Here is a 22,242-nt window from a genome sequence, read left to right as displayed (position 1 = left end):
CTCAACCGGCGAGAGCCTTCGGCAGGGCGACACGGGCCCTGCGCAGCTCGTCGAACAGCCGCGTCTTACGCCGGTGGCGGGAGAGCAGTTCGACGAGGTAGGTGGCAAACTCCCGAGGAGCACCCGCGCGCCGATACAGCACCCGCAGCCGCCGTAGCTGCACGGCTGCGCGCTCGTACTGCCGCGGGTTGCGGGAGTCGATGAGCCGCTCGACACAGTCGCGGTACAGCGGGATGACGTCGGAAGGCTCGTAACCCGACACGGCCTTCCACGCCTCGTCGCAGCGGTCCTCGTTCAGCAAGGACTCGATCTCGGAGATATCGACGGGCGACTGCCGCGTGCGCACCCGCTCCAACGCCTCCACCACCGGGGCCGGAGCGGCGTTACGGCCCGTCGCGTCACCCAGTGCCCTCGCGGCGTGGGCGATGGCCTCGGAGTGCCGTCCCGCCGCTCGCAGCACCCGCACGATGCGCAAACTGACGTCGAGCCGGGGCAGTTCCTCGGACAACAGACTCACCACGGTGTCGACGTCCGAGGTGATCTCGGCGATCTGTAGCCGCAACGCGCGTGCCACGTGCCCTCGACGACCGTCGTCGCCCTCGGCGAGCACCGCGTCGACCACCGACCGAATCCACTCCACTCCTTCGGCACCGAGTGCTTCGGCGAAATCCGTCAAACACACCTCGACGCCGTCGGGACCGTCGAACGCGAGGTCGGCCAACCACTCGGCGAGCTCATGCCATGGTGGCGGATGGGCCACGCACGCCCGCGCGTACAACGACACGGCGCGTTCGAGCTGATCGACCAATCCCGCCGGGGGCTCGTCGCTCTCCCGCACCGCCATCACGAGACGATCGGCCGTTCTCCTGGCCAGTGGCGTGACATCGGCCGACGTACCGGCGTCGAGCAACCGCTGGACCGTGTCCAGCACCGAGTCGAACTGCACGGTGTCGTCCTGCGCGGACTCGTCGGGTGGCTCCGGCGAGGACTCGCCGTCCCCGCCGAGTGCCAGGAGTCGCCGCCGCAGCTCCTCGTCCCGATCGGCCCGCTCGCACAGGAAGTCGACCAGCGTCTCCACGTCCAACGACAACAGGAACGCGCGCAGGTCCGATCCGTGGGTCACCCAGCTATCGTGCCATCCGGCGCCACGTGGTTGATCACGGTCGCGGTCCGTGCGGAGGTGGACTCCTCCCGCTGCCGCGGAATCAGCACATCGCCCAGCCGACGTACCACCAGCCCGCCCCGCAGGTGCAGGGAGTTCACCGCACCGAGCGGAGTACCCGCCGGGGCGCTCCGCACGGCGTCGAGGTCCGCCAGCAGGTACAGCCTGTCGCGAGCGCGGGCGATGCCGGAGATGAACGACCGCACCCTGTCGTACCAACCGTCGGTGGTGAGGTCGAGGACCACGGTGCCGAACTCGTGGCCGGTGACCGTGGTGGCGGTGCCCACGTCCACGGTGAGGGTGTCGCGCAGCACCTCGCGCCACTGCTCGACCTCCTCGTCCGAAGGAACGAGGATGGCGCCGCCGTCGGACGAGAGCAGCCGTACCAACGCCGCGCGCTCCACCGGTTCGCCGGCCGTGTCGAGCAGGACCACCTCCGTGTGGAGATCCTCGGCCGCGACCAGCGCCGTGTAGCCGATGTCGTCGGCGATCGTCCGGACCGCGGGCCCGACCCGGTACTGCCGGGGCAGCACGGCACAACCGGGGTGAGCATGCGCGTCGGACGAGGTCAGGATGCCGCAGTGGCTGAACGGCGTGGACAACGTCCACTTCCGGACCTCGGGCAGCTCCTCCAGTTCCGAGGGCGCCACCTTCGGCCACGGCTGCACCAGGTCGCCGAACACGACGGCGGTCTCACGGGCCTGCGCGACGGCCACCAGCACGTCGCACAGCCGAGCCGAGCCCGCGTCGTCGACCAACACCACGTCGAAGGTCCCGCCGACGTGGGTGAGTCCGGACATCGTCGTGACGACGACGGGCGCCGAGTCCCACCGACGGCTCTCGTCCGCCATGCGGAGCTCGTAGCCGCGTTCGCCGATCCACCACAGGCGCTCCTGGAACCTGCCGCGAAGCGCGGCCCGGTGCTTGGCCCGTTCCCGCAACGCCCGGCGTTCGGCGTGCAGCCGCGGCAGTTCCCGGTTCAGGCAGTCGGCGTAGTAGCGGTGGTCGTCCCGATCGCCCAGGCCGGCCGCGCTCAGCCGCATGAGCTCGTCCCGCACCAGTTCGAGCTGCGTGCGTACGTCCGACTCCGCCCGTGCCGCCTCACGAGCCCGTGCCCGTGCTCCTTCCAGCTCCGCCGCGAGTTTGCGCACGTCGTCCGACACCGTGTTCACCCGCTGTCGGCACTCCTCGATGCGCGCCACCAGGCGGCGACGTTCCTCCTCCGCCTCCCGCAACTCCCGGCGATCACGCTTGCGACCGCGGTGGAACAACCCCCGAGTACGCACCCGCTCGCGCAGCTCGTCGAGCCGTTCCTCCACCTTCGCCAGCCGAGTGGTGAGCACCCTGGCCTCGGCCCGACGTGCGTGCTCGCCCGCCACTCTGTCGTGGGAGCGTTGCGCCAACCGCAACGTCTCCCCCGCCTCGGCCGCCTCCCGCGCCAGCTTCCAGTGTCGCTCGCACAGGGCGGAGAACTCGTTCTCCAATGCCGCGGCCCGCTGGGCGTTCTCTATCCGTTGCTCGGCCACGAGGAAGGCCTCGTGGTCGTAGTCCCGCAGTTCGGCGTCGAGCCGGGCGAGTTCTTCTTCCACTTCGGACAGATCGGCGAGGTCCCGCTGGAGCGCGATTCGCTCGCCGTCGTCGTCCACGACGTGCAACGACGCTCGGGCCGCCACGGCTTCCTCGGTGACGAGCAGAACCCGCTTGCCGCGCCGAGCCAACTCGGCCGCCGCTCGCGTGGCGACCTGTGACTTCCCGCTGCCCGGCGGCCCCCACACGAAGTGCAGGCCGGGGACGAAACACGTGGAGTAGGCATCCTCACCCGCCGGGTCGAGCCGGCCTTCGGCGAGCCGCTCGGCCAGCGGCGCGTCACCCAGGTCCCGCAGAGCGCGCGCGAGCCGGGCGAGTTGGTGGCCGTGCGACACCTCGCGGGCCCAGACCAGGTCGCATTCGGACGGCACCGGCCCGACGTCGTGCAGCCACAGCACGCCGCGCGAGAACTCGGCGGTCACCGGCACCGCCGTACCCTTCCTCGGCCCCTCGGAGCCCGAGATCCTGACATCGTCAAGCGGGTGGACCCGGCGTCCCCGAAGATCGACGACGCAGTCACCGTCCTCGGTCCGCCGCAGCGGGCCCAGCACACTCCATTCCTCGGCCTGCCGCGCGTGTTCCAACTCGGCCTCGACCGCGCTGGCGGCCTGCTGACGCCACTCGGTCATGCCACCCCTTTCGGTCCAAGCCGAGTAAACCAAGGGTGCCTCTGACCAGCGCTTTGAGTAATCCCTGCGGGTTACGACCTGCATCCGGGTGCGTGACGGGCGGGGTTCGCCTCGCTGTTCGACGCGCTGGCCGACACGACCGACCGTGGCGACGGCGACGCCGAACATCGAGGACGGCAGCACCTCGGTGGTGTGTTTCCCTTGAGCGTCATCCCCGATCGCGAACCCCGTCGACGTAGACCTCCACGCGCTCCTGCGGGAAGGCGAGATGCCCCGCGATGGGTCCGCTCTCCCGCAGCGGGGTGCGGTAGCTCCACGCCAGGTCCTCGACCAGTTCCCCGTTCACCCGCACCGACCAGTACTCGGCCCGCCCCTTGTACGGGCAGTGGGTCACCGTGTCGCTGGGTTCGAGCAGGTCGAGGCGCACGTCGACCTTCGGCAGGTAGTACCGCACCGGGAGGTTGGTCTCGAACAGCAGCTTGGGCGCGCGCGTGTCGGCCACCGTCACGCCGTCGACCACCACCTCCACGTGCCGGGAGCTGCTCAGCACGTCCACCCGCACGTACGGGTCCCTCGGGTGCGTGTAGACCTCCTCGTCCTCCTCGAACCACGCGTCCATGGCGCTCCAGTCCAGGCGCACGTGGCCGCGAAGAGCGTCCGAGTCCGAGTACTCGGTGACGGCGTCGGCGGCCTCTCGATCGCCCATCCGCAGGTGGGACACGATGCCCACGCCTCGCTGTCTCGACTCCCGCGTTCGGCCCGTCGGCACGAACAGCTCCGTTCTCACGTCCTCGCGAGGCAGGTAGTAGGTCGGGTAGTACGGCACCTCCCACACCAGCAGGGGCCGGATCGTGTCCGCCACGACCTCGCCGGCGAACACGGCCCGCACCCGCTTGGCGCCGCGCTCGATCCGTCCCCGGTTCCGTTCCTCGACATCGCCGTGTGTGCCCACGGTCACCTCAATGCCCACTGCTCGCGGGGTTATTCCGGCTCCTCCCGCACGGTGGAGGTGAGCTTCTCACCGGAGACGACGTCACGGCAACGCGGCCGGCCCCCTGAGGCGACTACCCTCGACGTCATGGCGATCGAGGTGCTCCTCGTCGACGACCACGAGGTCGTACGTCGCGGGTTGAAGGAGCTGCTGAGCGACGAGCCCGACATCGAGGTGGTCGCCGAGGCGGGCAGTGCCGACGAGGCGTTAGCCGTCGCCATGCACGTCGAGCCCGACGTCGCCGTGGTGGACGTGCGACTCGGGGAGAACGAAACCGACGGCATCGAGTTGTGTCGCGCGCTGCGGTCCCGACCCGCCGCCCCACGCTGCCTGGTGCTCACCGCGTTCGACGACGAGGAAGCCATGCTCGGCGCCATCATGGCGGGTGCGTCCGGATACCTGCTCAAACAGGTGCGCGGCCAGGACGTGGTCAACGCCGTGCGGGAGGTCGCGGCGGGACGATCACTGCTCGACCCGGTCACCACCGCTCGCCTGCTCGACAAGATGCGCAACCCCGCCGAGCAGGATCCGCTGTCCAAGCTCAGCGAACGCGAACGCAGCGTGTTGGAGCTCATCGGAGAAGGACTGTCCAACCGGGAGATAGCCGAGCGGCTCTTCCTCGCCGAGAAGACCGTGAAGAACTACGTCACGTCACTGCTGGCCAAGCTGGGCATGCAGCGACGCACCCAGGCCGCGGCGTGGGTGGCCAGGTACGGCAACCACCGGACACGGTAACAGAAGAGTCCTAATCGGAATCCAAAGGCAGATCGAAGGCCACCAGGGTGCCCATGCTGGGCGAGGAGTTGACGGTGAACTTCCCACCGGCGCCCTCCGCCCGCTCGGCAAGGTGACGCAACCCGCGTTTGGCGACGTCACGGGGTACTCCACAGCCGTTGTCACGCACCCGCAACCGTACCCCTTCGCTGTCACGGTGCAGCGTCACGCGAACCTCGCTGGCCCCCGAATGTCTGACCACATTGGACAACGCTTCGCGGAGAGCGGCCCGGATGTGGTCGGCGCGTTCCACCGGGATGTCGGCCAGCTCGCCCGAAAGCTCCAACGTGGGCGGATACCCCAGCAGCTCGCCCGCGATGCGGACCTCGCCCCGTGCCGACTCGGCGAGGTCGGTGCGGGTGGCGGCGGGCTCCCGCGGCTCCACCTCGGTGGTGCGCAGTTCCCGCACGGTGCCGCGGATCTCCTCGATCGTGGCGTCGAGCTGGTCGATGGCCTCACCGAGACGCGCGCCGTCCGCCTGGGCGAATCGCCACCGCATGCGACGACGGACCCGGTCGAGCTGCATCCCCGCCGCGTACAGGCGTTGCACGATGACGTCGTGCAACTCGCGGGCTATGCGTTCGCGTTCCTCGTACAGGGTGATCCGATGCCGGGCGTTGGCTCCCTCCGCGAGCGCGAGCACCACGCCGGCCTGCCCCGCGAACGCCGTGAGCACCTCCACCGTCTCGGGCGAGAACGGCTCCGCACCCTTGTCGCGGTACACGGTGAGCGAACCGAGCAACCGCCCGCCCTGGCCGAACGACGCGGCGGCGAACGGGCCGAACGACTGAAGGACCTCGGGCACGAAACGCGACGTGCGGGGATCACTCGTCACGTCGTCGGTGACGACGGTCTCGCCCCCCGCCGCCACGCGCCCCGCCGCCGACTCGGCGGGCAGGACCAACCCGAGCACGTCGCCGCGCTCGGAGCCGTGCGCGGCCTCCACGGTGACGCTGCCGTCCTCGGCCCGCACCATCACAAGCCCCAGGTCGGCATCGGCGAGCTCGACCGCGTGGCGCACCACCGTGCCCAACACGGTGCCGGGATCGACGTCGGACAACGCCGAAGCCGTGATCTCGGTCGCCGCGGCCAGTGCACGCGCAGCCAGGGTGGGTTCCATGAGCAGCATCCAGTTTATGTCCGCTCACCTGCCCTCATCACGTCGCCGGCACCGCTACGGAGACGCACCCGGCCGTCGACGACCTCCACCACCAGATCGGCGTCGGCCGCCTCCTCCGGCCGGTGAGTCACGTGGAGCACCGTGCGACCGGCCAACGCCGCACGCAGGTTCGCCAGCACCGCCTCGGCCGTGGCCCGGTCGAGGTGGGCGGTGGGTTCGTCGAGCAGGACGAGGTCGGCGTTCGACGCGGCGAGCAGCGCCCTGGCCAGGGCCACCCGGTGTGCCTGGCCCCCGGACAATCCGCGCCCGGCGTCGCCCAGCACGACGTCGAGGTCGAGCTCGTCGAGGCAGGCGGTGGTCAACGCCCATCGCAACCGCTCGTCGGACGCGTGCGGGTCGGCGAGGCGCAGGTTCTCCGCGACCGTGGTCGACACGAGTTGCGGCTCCTGCGGCGCCCAGGCCACCCGCTCCGGCACCACGACGTGGCCCCGCTCCGGCCGGAGGAATCCGAGCACGGTCGCCAGCAGCGACGACTTGCCCGATCCCGAGGGACCGACCACGGCCACGTACGCGCCGTGGGGCACGTCGAGGTCGACCTCGCACAGCACCGGCCGTGGACCACCCGGCCACCGCACGTCCACGGCCCGCAACCGCAGGCCACCGTCGGCTCCGAACTCCACCGTGCCGAGCGACGGCGGGGACGGGTGGTCCACGTCGTCCAACGTGGCCGAAAGCCGCCTCCGGGCCCTCCGCAGCGTGTCCCAGTGCTGCGCGGCGGGTGGCAACAGCAACAGCGCCTCGGCCAGCGCGAGCGGCACGAGGGCGAGCACGGGGGCGAGCACCGGGTCGAGCGTTCCCGCACCGATGGCGTCGGCGGCCGACATCGTCCCCGCCACGGCCGCGAGTCCGGTCGCCACCGTCACCACGGCCTCGGCGGCTCCCTCGCCCCACGCCTGCCCGCGAGCGAGCGCGGCCAGGCGGGCGTCCCGCTCCGCCAGCCGAGCCCTGCGCTCGACGTGCGTGCCGTAGGCGATCAGCTCGGCGGCGCCGTCGAACAACGCCAGCACGCGGGCGGCGACGTCCCGGCGGCCGTCGGCCAAGGTCGCAGTCGCGCGCCGGTCGAGCAGCACGGCCAACGTCGGCGCCACCACGGCCGCCGCTACCACGGCTCCGGCGAGCCCCCATCCCGCCTCGGGAAGCACGGCCGCCTGCACCGCGATCGCGCCCGTGACGACCACCGCGGCCACGCACGGCGGCGTGACCGCCCTCGGCAGCAGGTCACGGATCGTGTCGACGTCGTCGACGAGCTTGCTCAGGCCCTCGCCGTGCCGCGCGCGCACCCGTGCGGGCCCCAACCGCACCAACGACCGCCACAGCCGCTCCCGCAACCGCGCGGCCACCCGGAACGCGCCGTCGTGGGTGACGAGCCGCTCGACATAACGCAGCCCCGCCCGTGCGAGCCCGAACGTCCGCACGCCCACGACGGCCACGGTCAGCGTGAGGATCGGCGGCTGCTGGGACGCCTTGGCGATGAGCCACCCGGACGTCGCCGTGAGCGCCACGCCCGCCAGCAGCGCCGCGGCCCCGAGCACGACGCCGCGTGCGAGCCTGCGGTCGCCCAGTTCCCGCAGCGGAACGGGCCGGGAAACCGTGTGACGCGAGGAGTGGGACTCGTCCTCGGGAACGGTCCCCGAGACCTCGCCCTCGTTCGGCGTGGCCACTTCGCCGCGAGTGTGCGCGGCGACCACCACCGCCGCCCCCGCGTCCTGGGCCTGCCGCACCGCCCGCCACACCCGCTCGGCGTTCACGGGATCGAGGTGCGCGGTCGGCTCGTCGAGCAGCAACAACCACGCCCCGCGCCGCACCTTCAGCAACGCGCGGGCCACGGCGACCCGCTGGCGTTGCCCGACCGACAGTCGGTGCACGGGTCGCTCGGCGAGCCCCGCCAGGTCCAACCACTCCAGCATCGCGGCCACCTCGGAGTCGGAGGCGCCGGTCACCAGCAACTCGTCGCGCACCGTGCCACCCGCGAACGCCGGCGACTGCGGAACCCACGCGACGGCCTCTCGCCACAGCGACGGATCGAGCTCCTCCAACGGCACGCCCCCCACCGTCACCGTCCCCGAGGTGGGGGCGACGAAGCCGAGCAGCACGGAGAGCGTGGTGCTCTTGCCGGTTCCGCTGCGACCGGCAAGACGTACCCGCTCGCCCGGACGCACGGTGAACGTCTCGCCGTCCGGCGCGAATCCGCCTCGGCGGCGAACCCGCAGCTCGTGAACCCGCAGCGGCCCGCGCCTCGGCTTCCGGGTCCCCCGCCGCGGCGCGGGCTCGGCCAGCACGTCGGCGACCCGCCGGACGGCCTCCACCCCGTCCTGGCTCGCGTGGAAGGCGGAGCCCACCGTGCGCAGCGGCTGGTAGCACTCCGGGGCGAGGATCAACACGCCGAGCCCCACGGCCAGCGAGAGGTCCCCCGACACCAGCCTCACCCCGATCACCACGGCCACCAGGGCCACCGACAACGTGGCCGCGAGTTCGAGCGCGAACGCCGACGCGAACGCCAGCCGCAGGGTCGCGAGCGTGGTCGTGCGGTGGTGATCGCTCACCCTGCGCACCGCCTCGGCCTGTGCCTCGGCCCGCCGGAAGGCGGTGAGCACGGGCAACGCGCGGACGAGTTCCAGCAGGTGGCCCGACAGGCGGTGCACGGCGTCGGTGGCCCGCTCGACCCGGTCGGCGGTCTGCTTGCCGATGAGCACGGCGAACACCGGCAGCAGCGGCAGGGTCACGACGATCAGCACGGCCGAGGGCCAGTCGGCCACCAGCACGGCGAGCCCCGCCGCGAACGGCACCACGGCGGCCGTGACCAGCGCGGGAAGGTACTCGGTGAAGTACGCGTCGAGCGCGTCGAGCCCCTTCGTGGTGAGCGCGGTGAGCTTGCCCGCTCCTCGCTCGTCGATCCACTCGGGCCCCAGTCGCAACGCGTGGTCGACGACCTTGGCCCGCAGCTCCTCCTTGGCCCCCGCCGCCGCACGGGCGGCCACCACGCGCAACGCCCAGCCGAGCACGCCACGCGCCACGACCGCCCCGGCGAGCGCGGCCACGGTCGGCGCGTGCCCGGTGACGTCTCCGGCGACGAGATCGGCGAGCACGGAGGCGAGCAGGAACGCCTGAGCCACCAACGCCCCCGCGTTGAACAGGGAGAGCACGGCCGAGAAGGCCAACGCTCGGCGCGCCGCCACGGACAGGGAGGGCAGCGCGCCGAGCGGGCCCCGACCCACCCACGTGGTGTCCCTTCGGGTCTTTCGGTCGGAGGACACCTCGGCGGAAAGGGGGGTGTGGGTGGGCGAGTTCATCGGGGTGTGTGGACCTTCGGGATGTGGTGGGTGCCGATGCGTTTACGGAAGACCCAGTACGTCCAGCCCTGGTAGACCAACACGGCGGGCGCCCCGAAGAGCCCGACCCAGCTCATGACCGTCAACGTGTACGGGCTGGAGGCGGCGTTGTCCACGGTGAGCGAGTTCGCCGCGTCCAACGTGGACGGCAGCACGTCGGGATAGAGCGCTCCGAACAGGGTCACGGCCGCGGCGGCGATCACGACCCCCAGCGCGGCGAACGCCTGTCCCTCCCGGCCGAGCAGCAGTCGCCACAACGCGACCACGCCCGCGAGCGGAACGAGCAGCAACGGCACCAGCGTCCACGTGATGCCCTCGTCCCACTGCACGAGCAGCAGGAGCGCGAACATCGGCAGCAATGCGACGGGCACGAACCGCACGGCGAACGCGCGAGCGCGGTGTCGCAGCTCGCCCTCGGTCTTCAACGCGAGGAACGCCGCGCCGTGCACGAGCGAGAACGCCGCGACGGCCACCCCGCCCAGCACGGTCTCCCAACGCACGGCCTCCAGCACCGACCCGACGCGGTTGCCGTCGGCGTCGAGCGGCAGCCCGAACACCGTCGTGGCCAGGATGAGGCCCACGGCCAGCGGCGGGACCCACGAACCGAGCACGATGACGCGGTCCCAGTTGGCCCGCCAGCGGGGAGAGTCGACCTTGCCGCGGTACTCGAACGCCACTCCGCGCCCGATGAGGGCGAGCAACAGCACGAGCAGCGGGAGGTAGGCGGCGGAGAACAGCCCCGCGTACCAGGCGGGGAACGCGGCGAAGGTGGCTCCGGCGGCGACGATGAGCCACACCTCGTTGCCGTCCCAGACCGGCCCGATCGTGTTGATCATGACGCGGCGCTCGGTGTCGTCCCGCCCCAGGACGGGCAGCAGCATCCCGACGCCGAAGTCGAACCCTTCGAGGAAGAGGTAGCCGAGCCAGAACAGGGCGATGATGCAGAACCACAGGGTGGGCAGGTCCATCAGCGAACCCCTTCCCCGAAGATCGATATTTCACGTGAAACAAAAGATCCACACCCTGTGGACAACTCCCGAAGTTGTCCACAAACCGCAGGTAGATGCCCGTGGAAAACTTGATCTTGAAGACGCGTCACCGCTCTCCCCACCTCAGTACGCGAAGGCCAACGCATCGTCCGAACCCCGCTTGTCGTCCGGACCGCGTCCGTCGCCCGGAGGCAGGGCCGCCTCGACGCCGCCCCGCACGTAGCGCACGATCAGGAACACCTCCACGACGGCGAGCACCGCGTAGATCGAGGTGAGCGCGATCAGGGAGGTCCACACCTCACCGACGGTCAGGTCCGACACGGCCATGGCGGTGTACATCCACACGCCGTCCACGCCCGTCGGGTTGGGCACCACGACGAACGGCTGCCTGCCCATCTCCGTGAAGATCCAGCCCGCGCTGTTGGCGATGAACGGCAACACGATCCCGGCCAACGCCGCCCGTGGGAACCACCGCGACTCCGGGATGCGACCGCCCCGCGTCAGCCACAGCGCCGCCATGCCGATCGCGGCACTCAACGCACCGAAACCGATCATGATGCGGAAGCCCCAGTACGTCACCGGCAGACTCGGCACGTAGTCGACGGGCTTACCCGCGAGCTCCCCCAGCGCCGGGTCGTCCGGGTAGTGCGTGCCGTAGCGCTCCTCGTACTCGTCGACCAACTGCTCGATGCCCTTCACCTCGGTGGTGAAGTCACCGTGGGCCAGGAACGACAGCAGGGCCGGCACGTTGAAAGTCTTCACGCTCTCGCAGTCGGCGTCGGACACGTCACCGACGGCGATGACCGAGAAGCTGGCCGGCTGCTCGGTGTGGCACAGGGCCTCGGCGGCGGCCATCTTCATCGGCTGCTGTTCGAACATCAACTTGCCCTGGACGTCGCCCGTGATCGCGAGCGCCGCGAACGCCACCGCGCCGGTCCAGGCACCGAGCTTCACCGACGAACGCCAGACGGGACGGTCGGGGTCGTCGGTGTGCCGCTTGCGCCACAGGTGCCAGCACGCGATGCCCACGAGGAAGGCCGCGGCGACGGCGAAGGCCCCGGCGATCGTGTGCGGGATGGCGGCGAGCGCGGTCGAGTTCGTCAGCACCGCCCAGATCGAGGTCATCGTGGGCCTGCCGTCCACGAACTCGGCGCCCACGGGGTGCTGCATCCAGGAGTTGGCGGCCAGGATGAAGTAGGCCGACGCGACCGTGGCCAGCGAGAACGCCCAGGCACACGCCAGGTGCACCCGTTTGGGCAACCGGTCCCACCCGAAGATCCACAGGCCCAGGAACGTCGACTCCACGAAGAACGCGACCAGGCCCTCCATCGCCAGGGGCGCCCCGAACACGTCGCCGACGAACCGCGAGTACTCGCTCCAGTTCATGCCGAACTGGAATTCCTGGACGATGCCCGTCACCACGCCCATGGCGAAGTTGACGAGCAGGAGCTTCCCCCAGAACCTGGTCATCCGGTAGTAACGCTCGTCACCAGTTCGCACCCACGCCGTCTGCATACCCGCGACAAGAATGGACAGCCCTATGGTGAGCGGCACCATAAGGAAGTGGTAGACGGTCGTGATACCGAACTGCCAGCGTGCGAGGTCGAGAACTTCCACGAGATCGACTCTGCCCTCTTCCTGGGCTTTCTCGTCAGGTCCCGTGGTCCCGGAAAGGTCGGGACCAAGGTCCCGACCATTTCGTGGCCGCCGTCACTCCCAAGGTTACGGCATGCCGAAAAAATTTGTCAGGCACGCCGTCGAAAATTTCTCAGCACACCTTAAAAAACAATTCGCCGAATCGACCGGCTAGGCATTTCCACAGTTCCCCCTTTATCGTTGAAGAAGAAAGAGGTGAGGAACTGCCGTGTCTGCCGCTCTCATTGCTTTCGTGACCGCTTTCGCGCTGGTCATGGCCGTGGAGCTTCCCGACAAGACGTTCGTGGCGACGCTGGTCCTCACCACTCGCTTCCCCGGAAAAGCCGTTCTCGTCGGGGTGACGGCCGCGTTCGCCGTGCAGGCCCTGATCGCCGTCGGTTTCGGCAGCGTCCTGACCTTCCTGCCCGATCAACTCGTCTCCGTGGTGGTCGGCGTGCTGTTCGGGGTCGGGGCGGCCATGTTGCTGCGGGAGGGCTACCGCCCCGCCGACGATGGCTCCCACGACGCGGCCCGAAGCAGCGCGACGCCGGTGACGTTCCGGCGCGCGGCGCTGACCTCGTTCGGCGTGCTCTTCGCCGCGGAGTGGGGCGACGCCTCCCAGCTCGCGACCGCCGGGCTCGTCGCCCGCTCGGCACAGCCGGTGGCCGTCGGCCTCGGCTCCTTCGCCGCCCTCGTCGCCGTCGCCGGGCTCGCCGTGCTGCTGGGGCGCAAGATCCGGACGAAGCTGCGGCCCCGGCTGCTGCAGCGCATCGCGGGCTTCGTCTTCGCGGGTCTGTCGGTACTCGCCTTCGGCAGCGCGCTCCTGGGCTGACCGCCCGTCGGTTCGGACTTCGGCCGACTAGTCACGCAACGCGTCGGCCAGCGCGCTCGCGGCCTCGACGAGCTGCGCCCCGACCGTGGCGTTGTCCAGCGCCACCAGCGACACCACCCCCAGGGCTGCCCTGATCCCGACGATGCCCCGCACCGGGGCGGCGACCCCGTAGACGCCCGGCTGCGGATCCCCCACCGCGGCCGCCCAGCCCCGGCCCTTCGGGCGCAGGCTCAGCGCCTTTCCGACGGCACCCCGCGACACGGGATGTCTGCTGCCCAGGCGGTACGCCACGTGGAACGTCGTCAGTGTCGGCTCCGCCACCGCCACGACGTGCACCTGGTCGCCCTCGGCCACCGACAGGTGGGCGGTCGCGCCGACGTCGTCGGCGAGCGCGCGCAGGATCGGACGCGCCGACGCCCGGAGTTGCGGCAGCATCTGCTCGGCCAGGCGCAACACTCCCGCGCCGAGGCGGACCCGGCTGCCCTCCCGCCACACGAGCCCTCGTTCGGTGAGCGGCACCAGCAGGCGGTAGACGGCCGCCCTGCTCATGCCGACGGCCTTGGCGAGATCGGTCACCGTGGCGGACGCTCCGGCGGCGTCCGCCACGGCCTGCAACAGTGCGAGCCCGCGATCCAGCGTCAGCGAGCTCTCGCGCGTCACAGCAGGCCCAGCCCCTTCAGGTCCGCGATCGACTCGTCGAACGTCGCCGAGGCGTAGCAGGAGAACACCGAGCGCACGGCCTTGGCCGCCTCGTCGCCGAGCCCCGACACCTCGCCGGCCAGCGCCTCCCCGTCGGTGCTCTCCAACGCCTCGCGCACGTTGCCGCCCGACAGGCTGCGGGCCACGGCGACCAACAGGTTGAGGAATCCGTGATGCTCGAAGCCCGTCTCGGGGTCGGTGTGCCGCACGGCCCGGTGGAGGCTGTTGGTGGCCTTAAACGCCGCGCCGGGTGCGCTGCTGACCACGGCGAGGAAGTCGGCCACCTCGTCCACGCTCGGGAAGTTCTCCTTGGAGACCCCACCGCAGCGGATCTTCGGCCAGCTCCCGTGCTCGATGACGTTGCGGACACCGTCCAGCCAGCCCACTCCCCTGCGGGGCTCGACGACGCGGTGGACGTCCTCGGGGACGAACTCCGAGACCCTCTCCAACCACACCTCGTCGACGTCCGAGGGCGCGGGCATCTCGACCATGCGCAGGGACAACAGTTCCTCACGCGACTCGACGATGGAGATGGCCTTGGGTACTCCGCCGAGCCCGGTGTCGATGATCAAGGACAGGGGCAGCGGTTCCTTCGGCCTGATCTTGATCAGCTCTGTGATCATCTCGGGTAGCCGGGAGGCCGGGCAGAGAAAGACCCCCTGCACCCCGGCGTGCTCCCCCGACCTGTGTTCCAGGTAACCGGCCAGCGCGTCGGCCATCGTCGACTCGCTGGGAGGGAAGAGCGCCGAATCGTCGACAAGCCGGGCGAGCAGGGGTGGGATTCCACGTGGGCCTGGGGGCGGGAGTTCCACAGCGCTTGTCACGTCCCCCACGCTAGTAGCGAACGTAATACGGACAAAACTGTCCGTATTACGGACGATTTCGGAGGCGGGTGCCCAACGCCACGTTCCCCTCCCAAGATCCAAAGGTTAGCCTTACCTAACAGGAGGTGAGCTGTGAGCGAACCAGCGCCCCGCAGGCCCCCGACTCCCCGTCCCGCCGAGCGGGCCAAGACCATCGCCGTGCGCGGCGGCCCCGCGCACCTGCTTCCCGCCATCGGCCACGACGCGCGGTCCGAGCCGACCTCGCCCGTGCTCTGGCACCTGCACGCGGGAGACGACGTCAGCGTCGTGCTGCCCACCGACGATCCGCTCGCCTCGGGGCTGCACGGAGACGCGACCGCGGAACTCGCCGTCACCCTGGAGGTCACCGACGAAGCTCCGGTCGCCCTACGCCAGCCCGTGCGAGGGTTACTGTGGCTCACCGGCTGGCTGCGCGGCCTCGACGACCGCTCCGCCCGCGCACGGGCGGTGGCCATCGCCGATGCCTCCGCCGACCCCGATCCCCACCTGCTCGACGTGGGGCACGGCCTGTCGCTGCTGCGGCTCACCCCCGTCTCGGTGGTCGTGGCCGACAGCGAGGGCACTCACTCGCTGTCACCGGTCACCTTCGACGCCGCGATGCCCGACCCCTTGTACGACTACGAGGGCCGGTGGCTGCGGCACCTGGAGCACGACCACGTCGACGTCGTCGCCAGGTTGGCGCGGCTGCTGCCGCCCGAACTGCGGGAAAGCCGGGTACGGCCGCTGGGGCTCGACCGCTGCGGTATCCGCCTGCGCGTGGAGACCTCCGACGACGACCACGACGTGCGACTGGCGTTCTCCCGTTCCGTGGAGAACCCGCCGCAGCTCGCCGTCGAGCTGCGCAAGCTCGTCGGCTGCCCCTTCCTCCACCACGTCTCCGGGGCTCACAAGCAGGACGACGAGGCCTGAGAACGGCTGCGGCGCCTCCCGGCACGTGCCGGGAGGCGCCGCAAGCCCGAGGGGAACGACGAATCAGGACACCGGGACCTTCTCGCCGCCCTTTCCACCCTTGCCGTTCGGCTCGACGAGGCCGTCGTCGATCAGGGTGTTGGTGACGTGCTCGGTGAGCTGTTCGCGTTGCAGCTTGCGCTGAGCGCGCAGCATCGCCTTGCGTTCGGCCCTGAAGTCCCGCCAGATCGCCACGCACATGCCGAGCATCACGATGCTGAACGGCAACGCGATGAGGATCGCCACCGTCTGCAGCGCGCTCAAACCACCCGCCAGCAGCAGCGCCACGGCGACCGCGCCTTCCAGCAGACCCCAGAACACCCGGCTCCACCTCGGCGGTTCCGGGTCACCGCCGGAGGCCAGCATGTCCACGACCAGCGAGCCGGAGTCCGACGACGTGACGAAGAACAGCACGATGAGGATCAGCGCGCCCACCGACAGCAACGTCCCGGCGGGCAGCCCGTCGAGCATGCCGAACAGCGAGGCCTCGGTGTCGACGGTGGCGGCGCCGGTCTCGTCGGTGCCCACGAGTCCGCCTTCACCGAAAAGCTCCCGGTACAGCGCGGTACCGCCGAACACGGTGAACCACAGCATCGTGACCGCCGTGGGCACCAGCAGCACCCCGGCAACGAACTCACGCACCGTACGACCGCGCGAGATGCGGGCGATGAACACGCCGACGAAGGGCGCCCAGGAGATCCACCAACCCCAGTAGAACGTCGTCCACCAGCCCTGCCACTCGTTGCCGTCGGCACCTTCGTAGGCCGTGGTGTTGAAGCTCATCTGCAGCAGGTTCTGCAGATAGTCACCGATCGACTGCACCAGGTCCTTGAAGATGAACAGCGTGGGGCCGAGTACCAGGACGACGAGCAGCAGCGCGGCGGCCAGTCCCATGTTGATGTTGGACAGCCACTTGATGCCGCGCTTGACACCGGTGACCACCGAGAAGATCGCCAGCGCCGTGATCGCACCGATCAGCACCACGTAGGTCAGGTTGCCCGGATCGGACACCACGTCGAGGAAGTCGAGCCCGGCACCGATCTGGATGACGCCGAGGCCGAGCGAGGTCGCGACACCGAACAGCGTGCCGACGATGGCGGCGATGTCGATGACGTCACCGAGCCAACCGTGGACCCGCTTGCCGATGAGCGACTCCAGCGCGTAACGGATGGACACGGGGCGCTTTTTGCGGTGGATGGCGTACGCGATGGCCACACCCACCACCACGTAGATCGCCCACGGGTGCAGTCCCCAGTGCAGGAACGTCTGCACGATGGCACCCTGCGCGCCTTCCTCGTCCTGCGTGATCCCCGTGGCGCGATTGGGGATGCCCGCGTAGTGGTTCAGCGGCTCGGCCACACCCCAGAACACCAGGCCGATACCCATGCCCGCCGCGAAGAGCATGGCGAACCACGACTTCAGACCGAACTCGGGTTCCTCCTCGTCGGGTCCCAGCTTGATGTCACCGTAGTGACTCAACCCGATCCACAACGAGAAGACCACGAACAGCGAGACGATCAGCATGTAGTACCAGCTGAACGTCCCGATGACCGTCTCCTGGATGTCGCCGATCACCTCGGTCATCGTGTCGGGAACGAGGACCGTGACGATCACGAAGGCCAGGATGATCACTGCCGAAGGCCAGAAGACCCGCGGCGCCACCGTGGCGTACCACGGCCGCCGCGAACCCGAGGGCGCTTGGGCCTCAGTTTCGGACGTCGCCGTCACGAGGCTTGCCTCCTTCTTGGGATTTTTCGGACCGTAAGACCCTAGTGGTCTCCAGCGGTGAATGAACCCGAAATGATGTAGAAAGGCGCCCCGGAGGCGTCGGATCGTGCCGTTGACCAGCACAGATTCAAGTTAATGTAACGTGCCACAGTGGCCTTTCGAGCACGCGACTGGATCTTCCCGCAGCCCCCGGTGTTCCCCGAGCGCGTCACCGACCCGCGCGAGCGACGCACGCTCGTGGTGGAACTCGTGCTCGTTTTCTCGGTCACGCTGGGTCTTTCCGGTGTGCGCAGTCTGTTATCCCTGTTGGACGCTTTGTTCCGTCCGGAACCCCTTGCGCAGCAACAGGTCGCCATCAACGTCTCCCGAGCGGAACTCGGCCTCATCGATCTGCTCAAGCAGTTGCTCGGCGTCGTGCAACTCGTCGGCTGGGGAGCGCTCGGGCTCTTTCTGTTGTGGCGGGCGGGAATTCGACTGTCCCGCATCGGTCTCGACCTCACGAGACCCGGCAGGGACACGGCGTGGGCCGCGGCACTGGCGGCGGGAATCGGGATTCCGGGGCTGGCATTCTACTTCGTGGCATGGAAACTCGGGTTCAACCTCGCCGTACAACCATCCACTTTGGATGACGCATGGTGGCGTCCCTTCGCGCTGACCCTCTCCGCGTTCGGCAACGCGTTCGCCGAAGAAGTGCTCGTGGTGGGCTACCTGCTCACGCGCCTGCGGCAACTCGGCCTTTCCGAGAACACCTCCCTGCTGATCTCCGCAGTGCTGCGCGGTTCGTACCACCTCTACCAGGGGCTCGGCGGGTTCCTCGGCAATGTGGTGATGGGACTCGTCTACGGCAGGGTGTGGCAACGAACGAACCGTCTGTGGCCACTCGTCGTGGCGCATCTGCTACTGGACGTGGTGGCCTTCGTCGGCTACGCGGCACTGCGCGACCACGTCGACTGGCTTCCGTGAAAGTTGCCTTCGAATCGAACACGTGTTCTAATCGTCGGGTCGGCCGAATCGCCGGCACGGCCAGGTCAGGAGGGGACGATGGCTTGCGAGATCACTCACCGGGTGACCTGTCAGCAGATCCGCTTCACCCACCGCGACGCCGCGGAGCGGTACGCCGAGATCATGGGAGGCGGCGTCCACAACTGGATCTTCACCACGGTGCCGGACACCAACACACCGGTGGGGTCCACCACCGGCTCCACCGAGCGGACGCCCGCCACCCACCAATGACGCCGTGCGCCGGGATACGCAACGAATCACGCTCGGGGCGCCCTGTTCGTTGCGGCGAAAGAGCCTTTCGTTCCGAAGGCGCTACCACGCCGCGCCGTGTCGTTTCGTATCCCGCGCGGGAGCGCCCCGGTCACTAATCTCGCCCCTGTGACCGAATCGACTTCCTCCAGCTCCAGCAGTCTTTCCGAGCGCCTCCCCACCCGAGTGGACAGCGAAGTGGGACCGCTGCGGACGGTGCTGCTGCACCGCCCCGGCAACGAGCTCCGACGGCTCACCCCACGCAACAACGACCAACTGCTGTTCGACTCCATCCCGTGGGTGGACCGCGCCCAGGAGGAGCACGACGCCTTCGCCACCGTGCTACGCAGCCGAGGCGTGGAGGTGCTGCTCCTCGCCGACGTGCTGCGGACCGCACTGGAGGACCCGAGGGCTCACGCGGCGGGGGTCCACGCCGCGGTCGACGACAGGAGGCTGGGGGCCGAACTCGCGGACGTGCTGCGGTCACACCTGTCGAGCGCGACACCCGCCGAGCTCGCCGAGGTGCTCATGGCGGGCATGACGTTCGAGGAGCTGCCCACCTCGGAGGGCGGTTCGCTGGTACGCCGGATGCACCACGCGCACGACTTCGCGGTCGACCCGCTGCCGAACCTGCTGTTCACGCGCGACTCGTCGGTGTGGATCGGCGACCGTGTCGCCATCGCGTCGTTGGCGATGCCCGCCCGAAAGCGGGAGACGGCCCTGCTGGATCTCATCTACGCCTACCACCCGCGTTTCCGGGGAGCGGTTCGCGCCTACGGCGCGCACTCGGCCCCGGTCGAGGGCGGCGACGTGTTGGTGCTCGCCCCCGGTGTGCTGGCCGTGGGCGTGGGTGAGCGCACCACGCCGGCGGGCGCCGAGTCGCTGGCGCGCTCCGTGTTCGCCGACGATCTCGCGCACACGGTGCTGGCCGTGCCGATCGCCCAGGACCGCGCCACGATGCACCTCGACACGGTCTGCACGATGGTGGGACCGGACTCGGTGGTGATGTATCCGCTGGCGAGGGACTCCCTCATCGCCTACACGCTCACCCCCGACGAGGAGAAGGGCGTGCGGGTGCACGGCCCCGCCCCGTTCCTGGAGGCGGCAGCCGAGGCGATGGGCATCGACCGGTTGCACGTCATCGACACGGGCCTCGACCCGGTGACGGCCGAGCGGGAGCAGTGGGACGACGGCAACAACACGCTCGCGCTCGCCCCCGGAGTCGTCATCGGCTACGAGCGCAACACGGAGACCAACGAACGCCTGGAGGACGCCGGCATCGAGGTCGTTCGGATCGCGGGCTCCGAACTGGGGTCCGGCCGCGGCGGACCGCGATGCATGTCCTGCCCCATCGCGCGCGAAACGGTCTCGGCGAGCGGTTAGGCAAGCCTTTTCACAATAAGCGAAGGCTCAATTAATTAAGCGAAAGCTTATCTTATAAATTGTACCCAAATGGGACCGAGATCACCAATTCCAAGTGGATGAGAAATGCTTTCTCCACGTATGGTGGAGGCATGGCAAGCTTCAAGAAAACCCCTCAGTCGAGGTTCTACGAGCTGCTCCAGGCGCAGATCCGGAACGAATTCCACGCCTCCCAGCAGTACCTCGCGACGGCAGTGTGGTTCGACGGTTCCGATCTTCCCCGACTGGCGGCGCACTTCTACCGGCAGTCGCTGGAGGAACGCAATCACGCCATGGCGCTGGTGCAGTACCTCCTCGACACCGACCACCACGTCGAGATCCCGGAGGTCCCGCGAGTGCGCAACGATTTCTCCGACATCCGGGAACCGATCGCCCTCGCACTCGATCAGGAAATCGGCGTGGAGAACGATTTCAAGCAACTCGCGAAGGCGGCCCGCGACGAGGAGGACTACACGGGCGAGCAGTTCGTGCAGTGGTTCCTCAAGGAACAGGTCGAGGAGATCTCCTCCATGCGCCGACTGCTCAACGTGGTGGACATGGCCAAGGGCGACGTGTTCAGTGTCGAGCAGTTCCTCGCCCGCGAATCGGTGGGCGACGAGAACGACCCGACGATGCCTCCGGTCGCCGGTGGAAAGCTGTGACCCTCCAGCGGACGCGGCACGACCCACCCACGCCTCGGCGCCGAGAAAGGGAGGCCGAGGCCGAGGCCGAGGCCGCGGCCGATGCTTCAGCAGTCGGACGCGCGGGCCTTCAACGCGACTTCCACCACGACTCCGTCGGGGACCCGGAACTCATAGAAGCCCGCACCGGTGGCCACCGTGTACGCCGCCTCGGTCAGGCTGCCGTTCGGATACAGGCTCCTCAGTTGGTCGAACGGTGTCCCGACCCCCGCTCCCTCGGGGGTGACGGCGCTGTTGGCGGCGAAACCGACGACCCCGTACTGGCGGGAGATCGTCACCGTTCGCACCAACTCGTCGCCTTCCGCCAGCTCGTAGTCGGCGCACGGCGAGGGCGGCGAGGTCTCGTCCGAGGTCATGAGCATGTTCGTCGCCACGGCCTCGTGGTACGGCATGCCCAACTTCAACGCCCGGTAGCCGTCGGGAGCGAGGACGGCGTCGGCCGCCAGGACCGAGCCGGTCTGGACCGGCGGGCTCATCGCCGTCATGGCACCCGGATACGAGCTCGAGGGAAGGTCCGGCGGGGAGGGCGCGGCCTCGGGTTCCCGAGAGCCGTCCGGTGACGGGAGTTCGGGCGGCTCCGGCGATTCGCTCGTCGACAGCACGGACGCGGAGGCGGGCGGGGGCCCGGCGGGTGAGGCCGCGACGGGGGTCTCGCCGTCCTGCCCCGCCGTACGAGCCCCCAGGACCACGACGGCCGCCGCCACCGCCACGATCCCGAGCGTGGTACCGCCACTCGCGAGCACCGCCCTGCGTCGGCGCAAGCGACGCGCGCCCGCGACGATCCGTTCCCCGGCGCGCTCGTCGAGTGTCACGTCGAGCCGAGAGTCGGCGAACAACGCCCGCAACCGGGCGTCGAGGTCGTCGAAGTCCGGGTCGGAGGTGTTCACGCCACTTCCCTCCCCTCGTCACGGCGCAATTTGCCTCGCAGCGTGGTGAGTGCCTTGCTCGCCTGGCTCTTCACCGTGCCCGGACTGATTCCGAGCGAAGCGGCGATCTCCGCCTCGCTGAGGCCCTCGTAGTACCGCAGCACGATGACCGCTCGCTGTCGGGGCGGCAGTTCTCGCAGCGCCTGCCACAGTGGTTCGTGCTCGAACGGGTCGGAATGCACCACCGCGCCGGAGTCGGGCACCTCGGCCACGAGGCGCTCGCGCCGGAACCGGCGCCACCGACTGATGTGGGCGTTCGTCATCGCCCTACGGACGTAGGCCATGGGGTCGCCCGTCTTGCGCAGCACCGAGTTCCACCGCGAACCGACCTTCTCCAGGACCGATTGCACGAGATCGGCGGCATCGTGCGGGTTTCCCGTCAACGCATGCCCGTAACGCAGCAGCGAGGGCAGGCTGGCCTGCACGAACTCGGAGAAGTCCGTGAGGTCGCCAGACACGACCAAGTCCTTCCTGTGGCCGACGATGGTCGCCCACCCGCCGTCGTGAGGGGGCGCGGGCGCAGCGGGTACGAACGCAGTCACCGTAATCCCTCCCTCACGCGAACGTGTGTGCGCCTCGGCATTCCGGCCGCGGTGGTCACGCGCGAAGGAGTCGAC

General features: G+C 69.5%; 19 protein-coding genes. 7 read left to right on the top strand and 12 right to left on the bottom strand.

What is annotated here, in order from left to right:
• Position 1 precedes the first annotated feature (1 nt).
• The 3 genes from SACGLDRAFT_RS00670 to SACGLDRAFT_RS00660 all read right to left on the bottom strand — a co-directional run bounded on the left by SACGLDRAFT_RS00670 (position 2) and on the right by SACGLDRAFT_RS00660 (position 4,330).
• Entirely contained in the window at positions 2-1,123 is a 1,122-nt protein-coding gene (locus tag SACGLDRAFT_RS00670; protein ID WP_005460881.1) for a hypothetical protein, read from the bottom strand.
• Positions 1,120-3,378 (bottom strand): hypothetical protein, encoded by a 2,259-nt coding sequence (locus tag SACGLDRAFT_RS00665; protein WP_040918332.1) that lies wholly within the window; start codon positions 3,376-3,378, stop codon positions 1,120-1,122. Before SACGLDRAFT_RS00665 ends, SACGLDRAFT_RS00670 begins: the two co-directional genes overlap by 4 nt.
• A gap of 208 nt (positions 3,379-3,586) precedes the next feature.
• A complete protein-coding gene (locus SACGLDRAFT_RS00660; protein WP_005460878.1) occupies positions 3,587-4,330 on the bottom strand; it encodes a DUF427 domain-containing protein in 744 nt (247 codons plus the stop codon).
• Positions 4,331-4,456: 126 nt separating this feature from the next.
• Between SACGLDRAFT_RS00660 and SACGLDRAFT_RS00655 the strand changes: the two genes are divergently transcribed.
• Positions 4,457-5,104: a response regulator gene (locus SACGLDRAFT_RS00655; protein ID WP_005460877.1), complete on the top strand. Its 648-nt coding sequence runs from the start codon at positions 4,457-4,459 to the stop codon at positions 5,102-5,104.
• Between the two features lie 10 nt (positions 5,105-5,114).
• Here the strand turns inward: SACGLDRAFT_RS00655 and SACGLDRAFT_RS00650 are convergent, their stop codons facing one another.
• The 4 genes from SACGLDRAFT_RS00650 to SACGLDRAFT_RS00635 form a co-directional block, all read right to left on the bottom strand.
• On the bottom strand, positions 5,115-6,263 hold the full coding sequence (locus tag SACGLDRAFT_RS00650; protein ID WP_040919461.1) for a GAF domain-containing sensor histidine kinase: 1,149 nt from the start codon (positions 6,261-6,263) through the stop codon (positions 5,115-5,117).
• Between the two features lie 14 nt (positions 6,264-6,277).
• On the bottom strand, positions 6,278-9,613 hold the full coding sequence (cydD, locus tag SACGLDRAFT_RS00645) for a thiol reductant ABC exporter subunit CydD (protein WP_005460875.1): 3,336 nt from the start codon (positions 9,611-9,613) through the stop codon (positions 6,278-6,280).
• Positions 9,610-10,620, bottom strand: a complete 1,011-nt coding sequence (gene cydB / locus SACGLDRAFT_RS00640) for a cytochrome d ubiquinol oxidase subunit II (RefSeq protein ID WP_005460874.1) — start codon at positions 10,618-10,620, stop codon at positions 9,610-9,612. The genes cydD and cydB overlap by 4 nt, the downstream gene beginning before the upstream one ends.
• 144 nt (positions 10,621-10,764) lie before the next feature.
• On the bottom strand, positions 10,765-12,258 hold the full coding sequence (locus SACGLDRAFT_RS00635; RefSeq protein WP_005460873.1) for a cytochrome ubiquinol oxidase subunit I: 1,494 nt from the start codon (positions 12,256-12,258) through the stop codon (positions 10,765-10,767).
• A 247-nt stretch (positions 12,259-12,505) separates the two neighbouring features.
• On the opposite strand from SACGLDRAFT_RS00635, the gene SACGLDRAFT_RS00630 reads away from it, so the two are divergent.
• Positions 12,506-13,108, top strand: a complete 603-nt coding sequence (locus SACGLDRAFT_RS00630; RefSeq protein ID WP_005460871.1) for a TMEM165/GDT1 family protein — start codon at positions 12,506-12,508, stop codon at positions 13,106-13,108.
• 27 nt (positions 13,109-13,135) lie between these two features.
• Here the strand turns inward: SACGLDRAFT_RS00630 and SACGLDRAFT_RS00625 are convergent, their stop codons facing one another.
• Together SACGLDRAFT_RS00625 and SACGLDRAFT_RS00620 are read right to left on the bottom strand one after the other, a co-directional pair.
• On the bottom strand, positions 13,136-13,768 hold the full coding sequence (locus SACGLDRAFT_RS00625) for an IclR family transcriptional regulator (RefSeq protein ID WP_005460869.1): 633 nt from the start codon (positions 13,766-13,768) through the stop codon (positions 13,136-13,138).
• Positions 13,765-14,619 carry a hypothetical protein gene (locus SACGLDRAFT_RS00620; protein WP_005460868.1) on the bottom strand — a complete coding sequence of 285 codons (855 nt, stop codon included), beginning with the start codon at positions 14,617-14,619 and terminating at the stop codon, positions 13,765-13,767. The genes SACGLDRAFT_RS00625 and SACGLDRAFT_RS00620 overlap by 4 nt, the downstream gene beginning before the upstream one ends.
• 144 nt (positions 14,620-14,763) lie before the next feature.
• Here SACGLDRAFT_RS00620 and SACGLDRAFT_RS00615 point away from each other — a divergent pair, with 144 nt between their 5' ends.
• Positions 14,764-15,579: a DUF2470 domain-containing protein gene (locus tag SACGLDRAFT_RS00615; protein WP_005460867.1), complete on the top strand. Its 816-nt coding sequence runs from the start codon at positions 14,764-14,766 to the stop codon at positions 15,577-15,579.
• Positions 15,580-15,642: 63 nt separating this feature from the next.
• Here SACGLDRAFT_RS00615 and SACGLDRAFT_RS00610 read toward each other — a convergent pair whose 3' ends face one another.
• The gene (locus SACGLDRAFT_RS00610; RefSeq protein WP_005460866.1) at positions 15,643-17,346 is read right to left on the bottom strand and encodes a BCCT family transporter; all 1,704 of its coding nucleotides are present in this window, start codon (positions 17,344-17,346) and stop codon (positions 15,643-15,645) included.
• 150 nt (positions 17,347-17,496) lie between these two features.
• Here SACGLDRAFT_RS00610 and SACGLDRAFT_RS00605 point away from each other — a divergent pair, with 150 nt between their 5' ends.
• The 4 genes from SACGLDRAFT_RS00605 to SACGLDRAFT_RS00590 all read left to right on the top strand — a co-directional run bounded on the left by SACGLDRAFT_RS00605 (position 17,497) and on the right by SACGLDRAFT_RS00590 (position 20,660).
• A complete protein-coding gene (locus SACGLDRAFT_RS00605) occupies positions 17,497-18,309 on the top strand; it encodes a CPBP family intramembrane glutamic endopeptidase (RefSeq protein ID WP_005460864.1) in 813 nt (270 codons plus the stop codon).
• A gap of 78 nt (positions 18,310-18,387) precedes the next feature.
• A complete protein-coding gene (locus SACGLDRAFT_RS00600) occupies positions 18,388-18,579 on the top strand; it encodes a hypothetical protein (RefSeq protein ID WP_005460863.1) in 192 nt (63 codons plus the stop codon).
• 147 nt (positions 18,580-18,726) lie between these two features.
• The gene (gene arcA, locus SACGLDRAFT_RS00595; RefSeq protein WP_005460862.1) at positions 18,727-19,980 is read left to right on the top strand and encodes an arginine deiminase; all 1,254 of its coding nucleotides are present in this window, start codon (positions 18,727-18,729) and stop codon (positions 19,978-19,980) included.
• A gap of 131 nt (positions 19,981-20,111) precedes the next feature.
• Positions 20,112-20,660 (top strand): ferritin, encoded by a 549-nt coding sequence (locus SACGLDRAFT_RS00590; protein WP_005460861.1) that lies wholly within the window; start codon positions 20,112-20,114, stop codon positions 20,658-20,660.
• 86 nt (positions 20,661-20,746) lie between these two features.
• Here the strand turns inward: SACGLDRAFT_RS00590 and SACGLDRAFT_RS00585 are convergent, their stop codons facing one another.
• Entirely contained in the window at positions 20,747-21,586 is an 840-nt protein-coding gene (locus SACGLDRAFT_RS00585) for a hypothetical protein (protein WP_005460860.1), read from the bottom strand.
• Positions 21,583-22,167, bottom strand: a complete 585-nt coding sequence (locus SACGLDRAFT_RS00580) for a SigE family RNA polymerase sigma factor (protein WP_005460858.1) — start codon at positions 22,165-22,167, stop codon at positions 21,583-21,585. The genes SACGLDRAFT_RS00585 and SACGLDRAFT_RS00580 overlap by 4 nt, the downstream gene beginning before the upstream one ends.
• Positions 22,168-22,242: the final 75 nt, after the last annotated feature.

Source organism: Saccharomonospora glauca K62 (assembly GCF_000243395.2).
In the GTDB taxonomy this organism is placed as follows: Bacteria; Actinomycetota; Actinomycetes; order Mycobacteriales; family Pseudonocardiaceae; genus Saccharomonospora; species Saccharomonospora glauca.
Note: the sequence above shows the minus strand (reverse complement) of the source record. Positions and strands in the feature narration are given on the sequence as shown.

Excerpts from the sequence above, each read along its gene's own strand:
- SACGLDRAFT_RS00665 (WP_040918332.1), bottom strand. The coding sequence starts at position 3,378 with ATGACCGAGTGGCGTCAGCAGGCCGCCAGCGCGGTCGAGGCCGAGTTG.
- SACGLDRAFT_RS00655 (WP_005460877.1), top strand. The coding sequence starts at position 4,457 with ATGGCGATCGAGGTGCTCCTCGTCGACGACCACGAGGTCGTACGTCGC.
- SACGLDRAFT_RS00650 (WP_040919461.1), bottom strand. The coding sequence starts at position 6,263 with ATGGAACCCACCCTGGCTGCGCGTGCACTGGCCGCGGCGACCGAGATC.
- cydD (WP_005460875.1), bottom strand. The coding sequence starts at position 9,613 with ATGAACTCGCCCACCCACACCCCCCTTTCCGCCGAGGTGTCCTCCGAC.
- cydB (WP_005460874.1), bottom strand. The coding sequence starts at position 10,620 with ATGGACCTGCCCACCCTGTGGTTCTGCATCATCGCCCTGTTCTGGCTC.
- SACGLDRAFT_RS00600 (WP_005460863.1), top strand. The coding sequence starts at position 18,388 with ATGGCTTGCGAGATCACTCACCGGGTGACCTGTCAGCAGATCCGCTTC.
- SACGLDRAFT_RS00590 (WP_005460861.1), top strand. The coding sequence starts at position 20,112 with ATGGCAAGCTTCAAGAAAACCCCTCAGTCGAGGTTCTACGAGCTGCTC.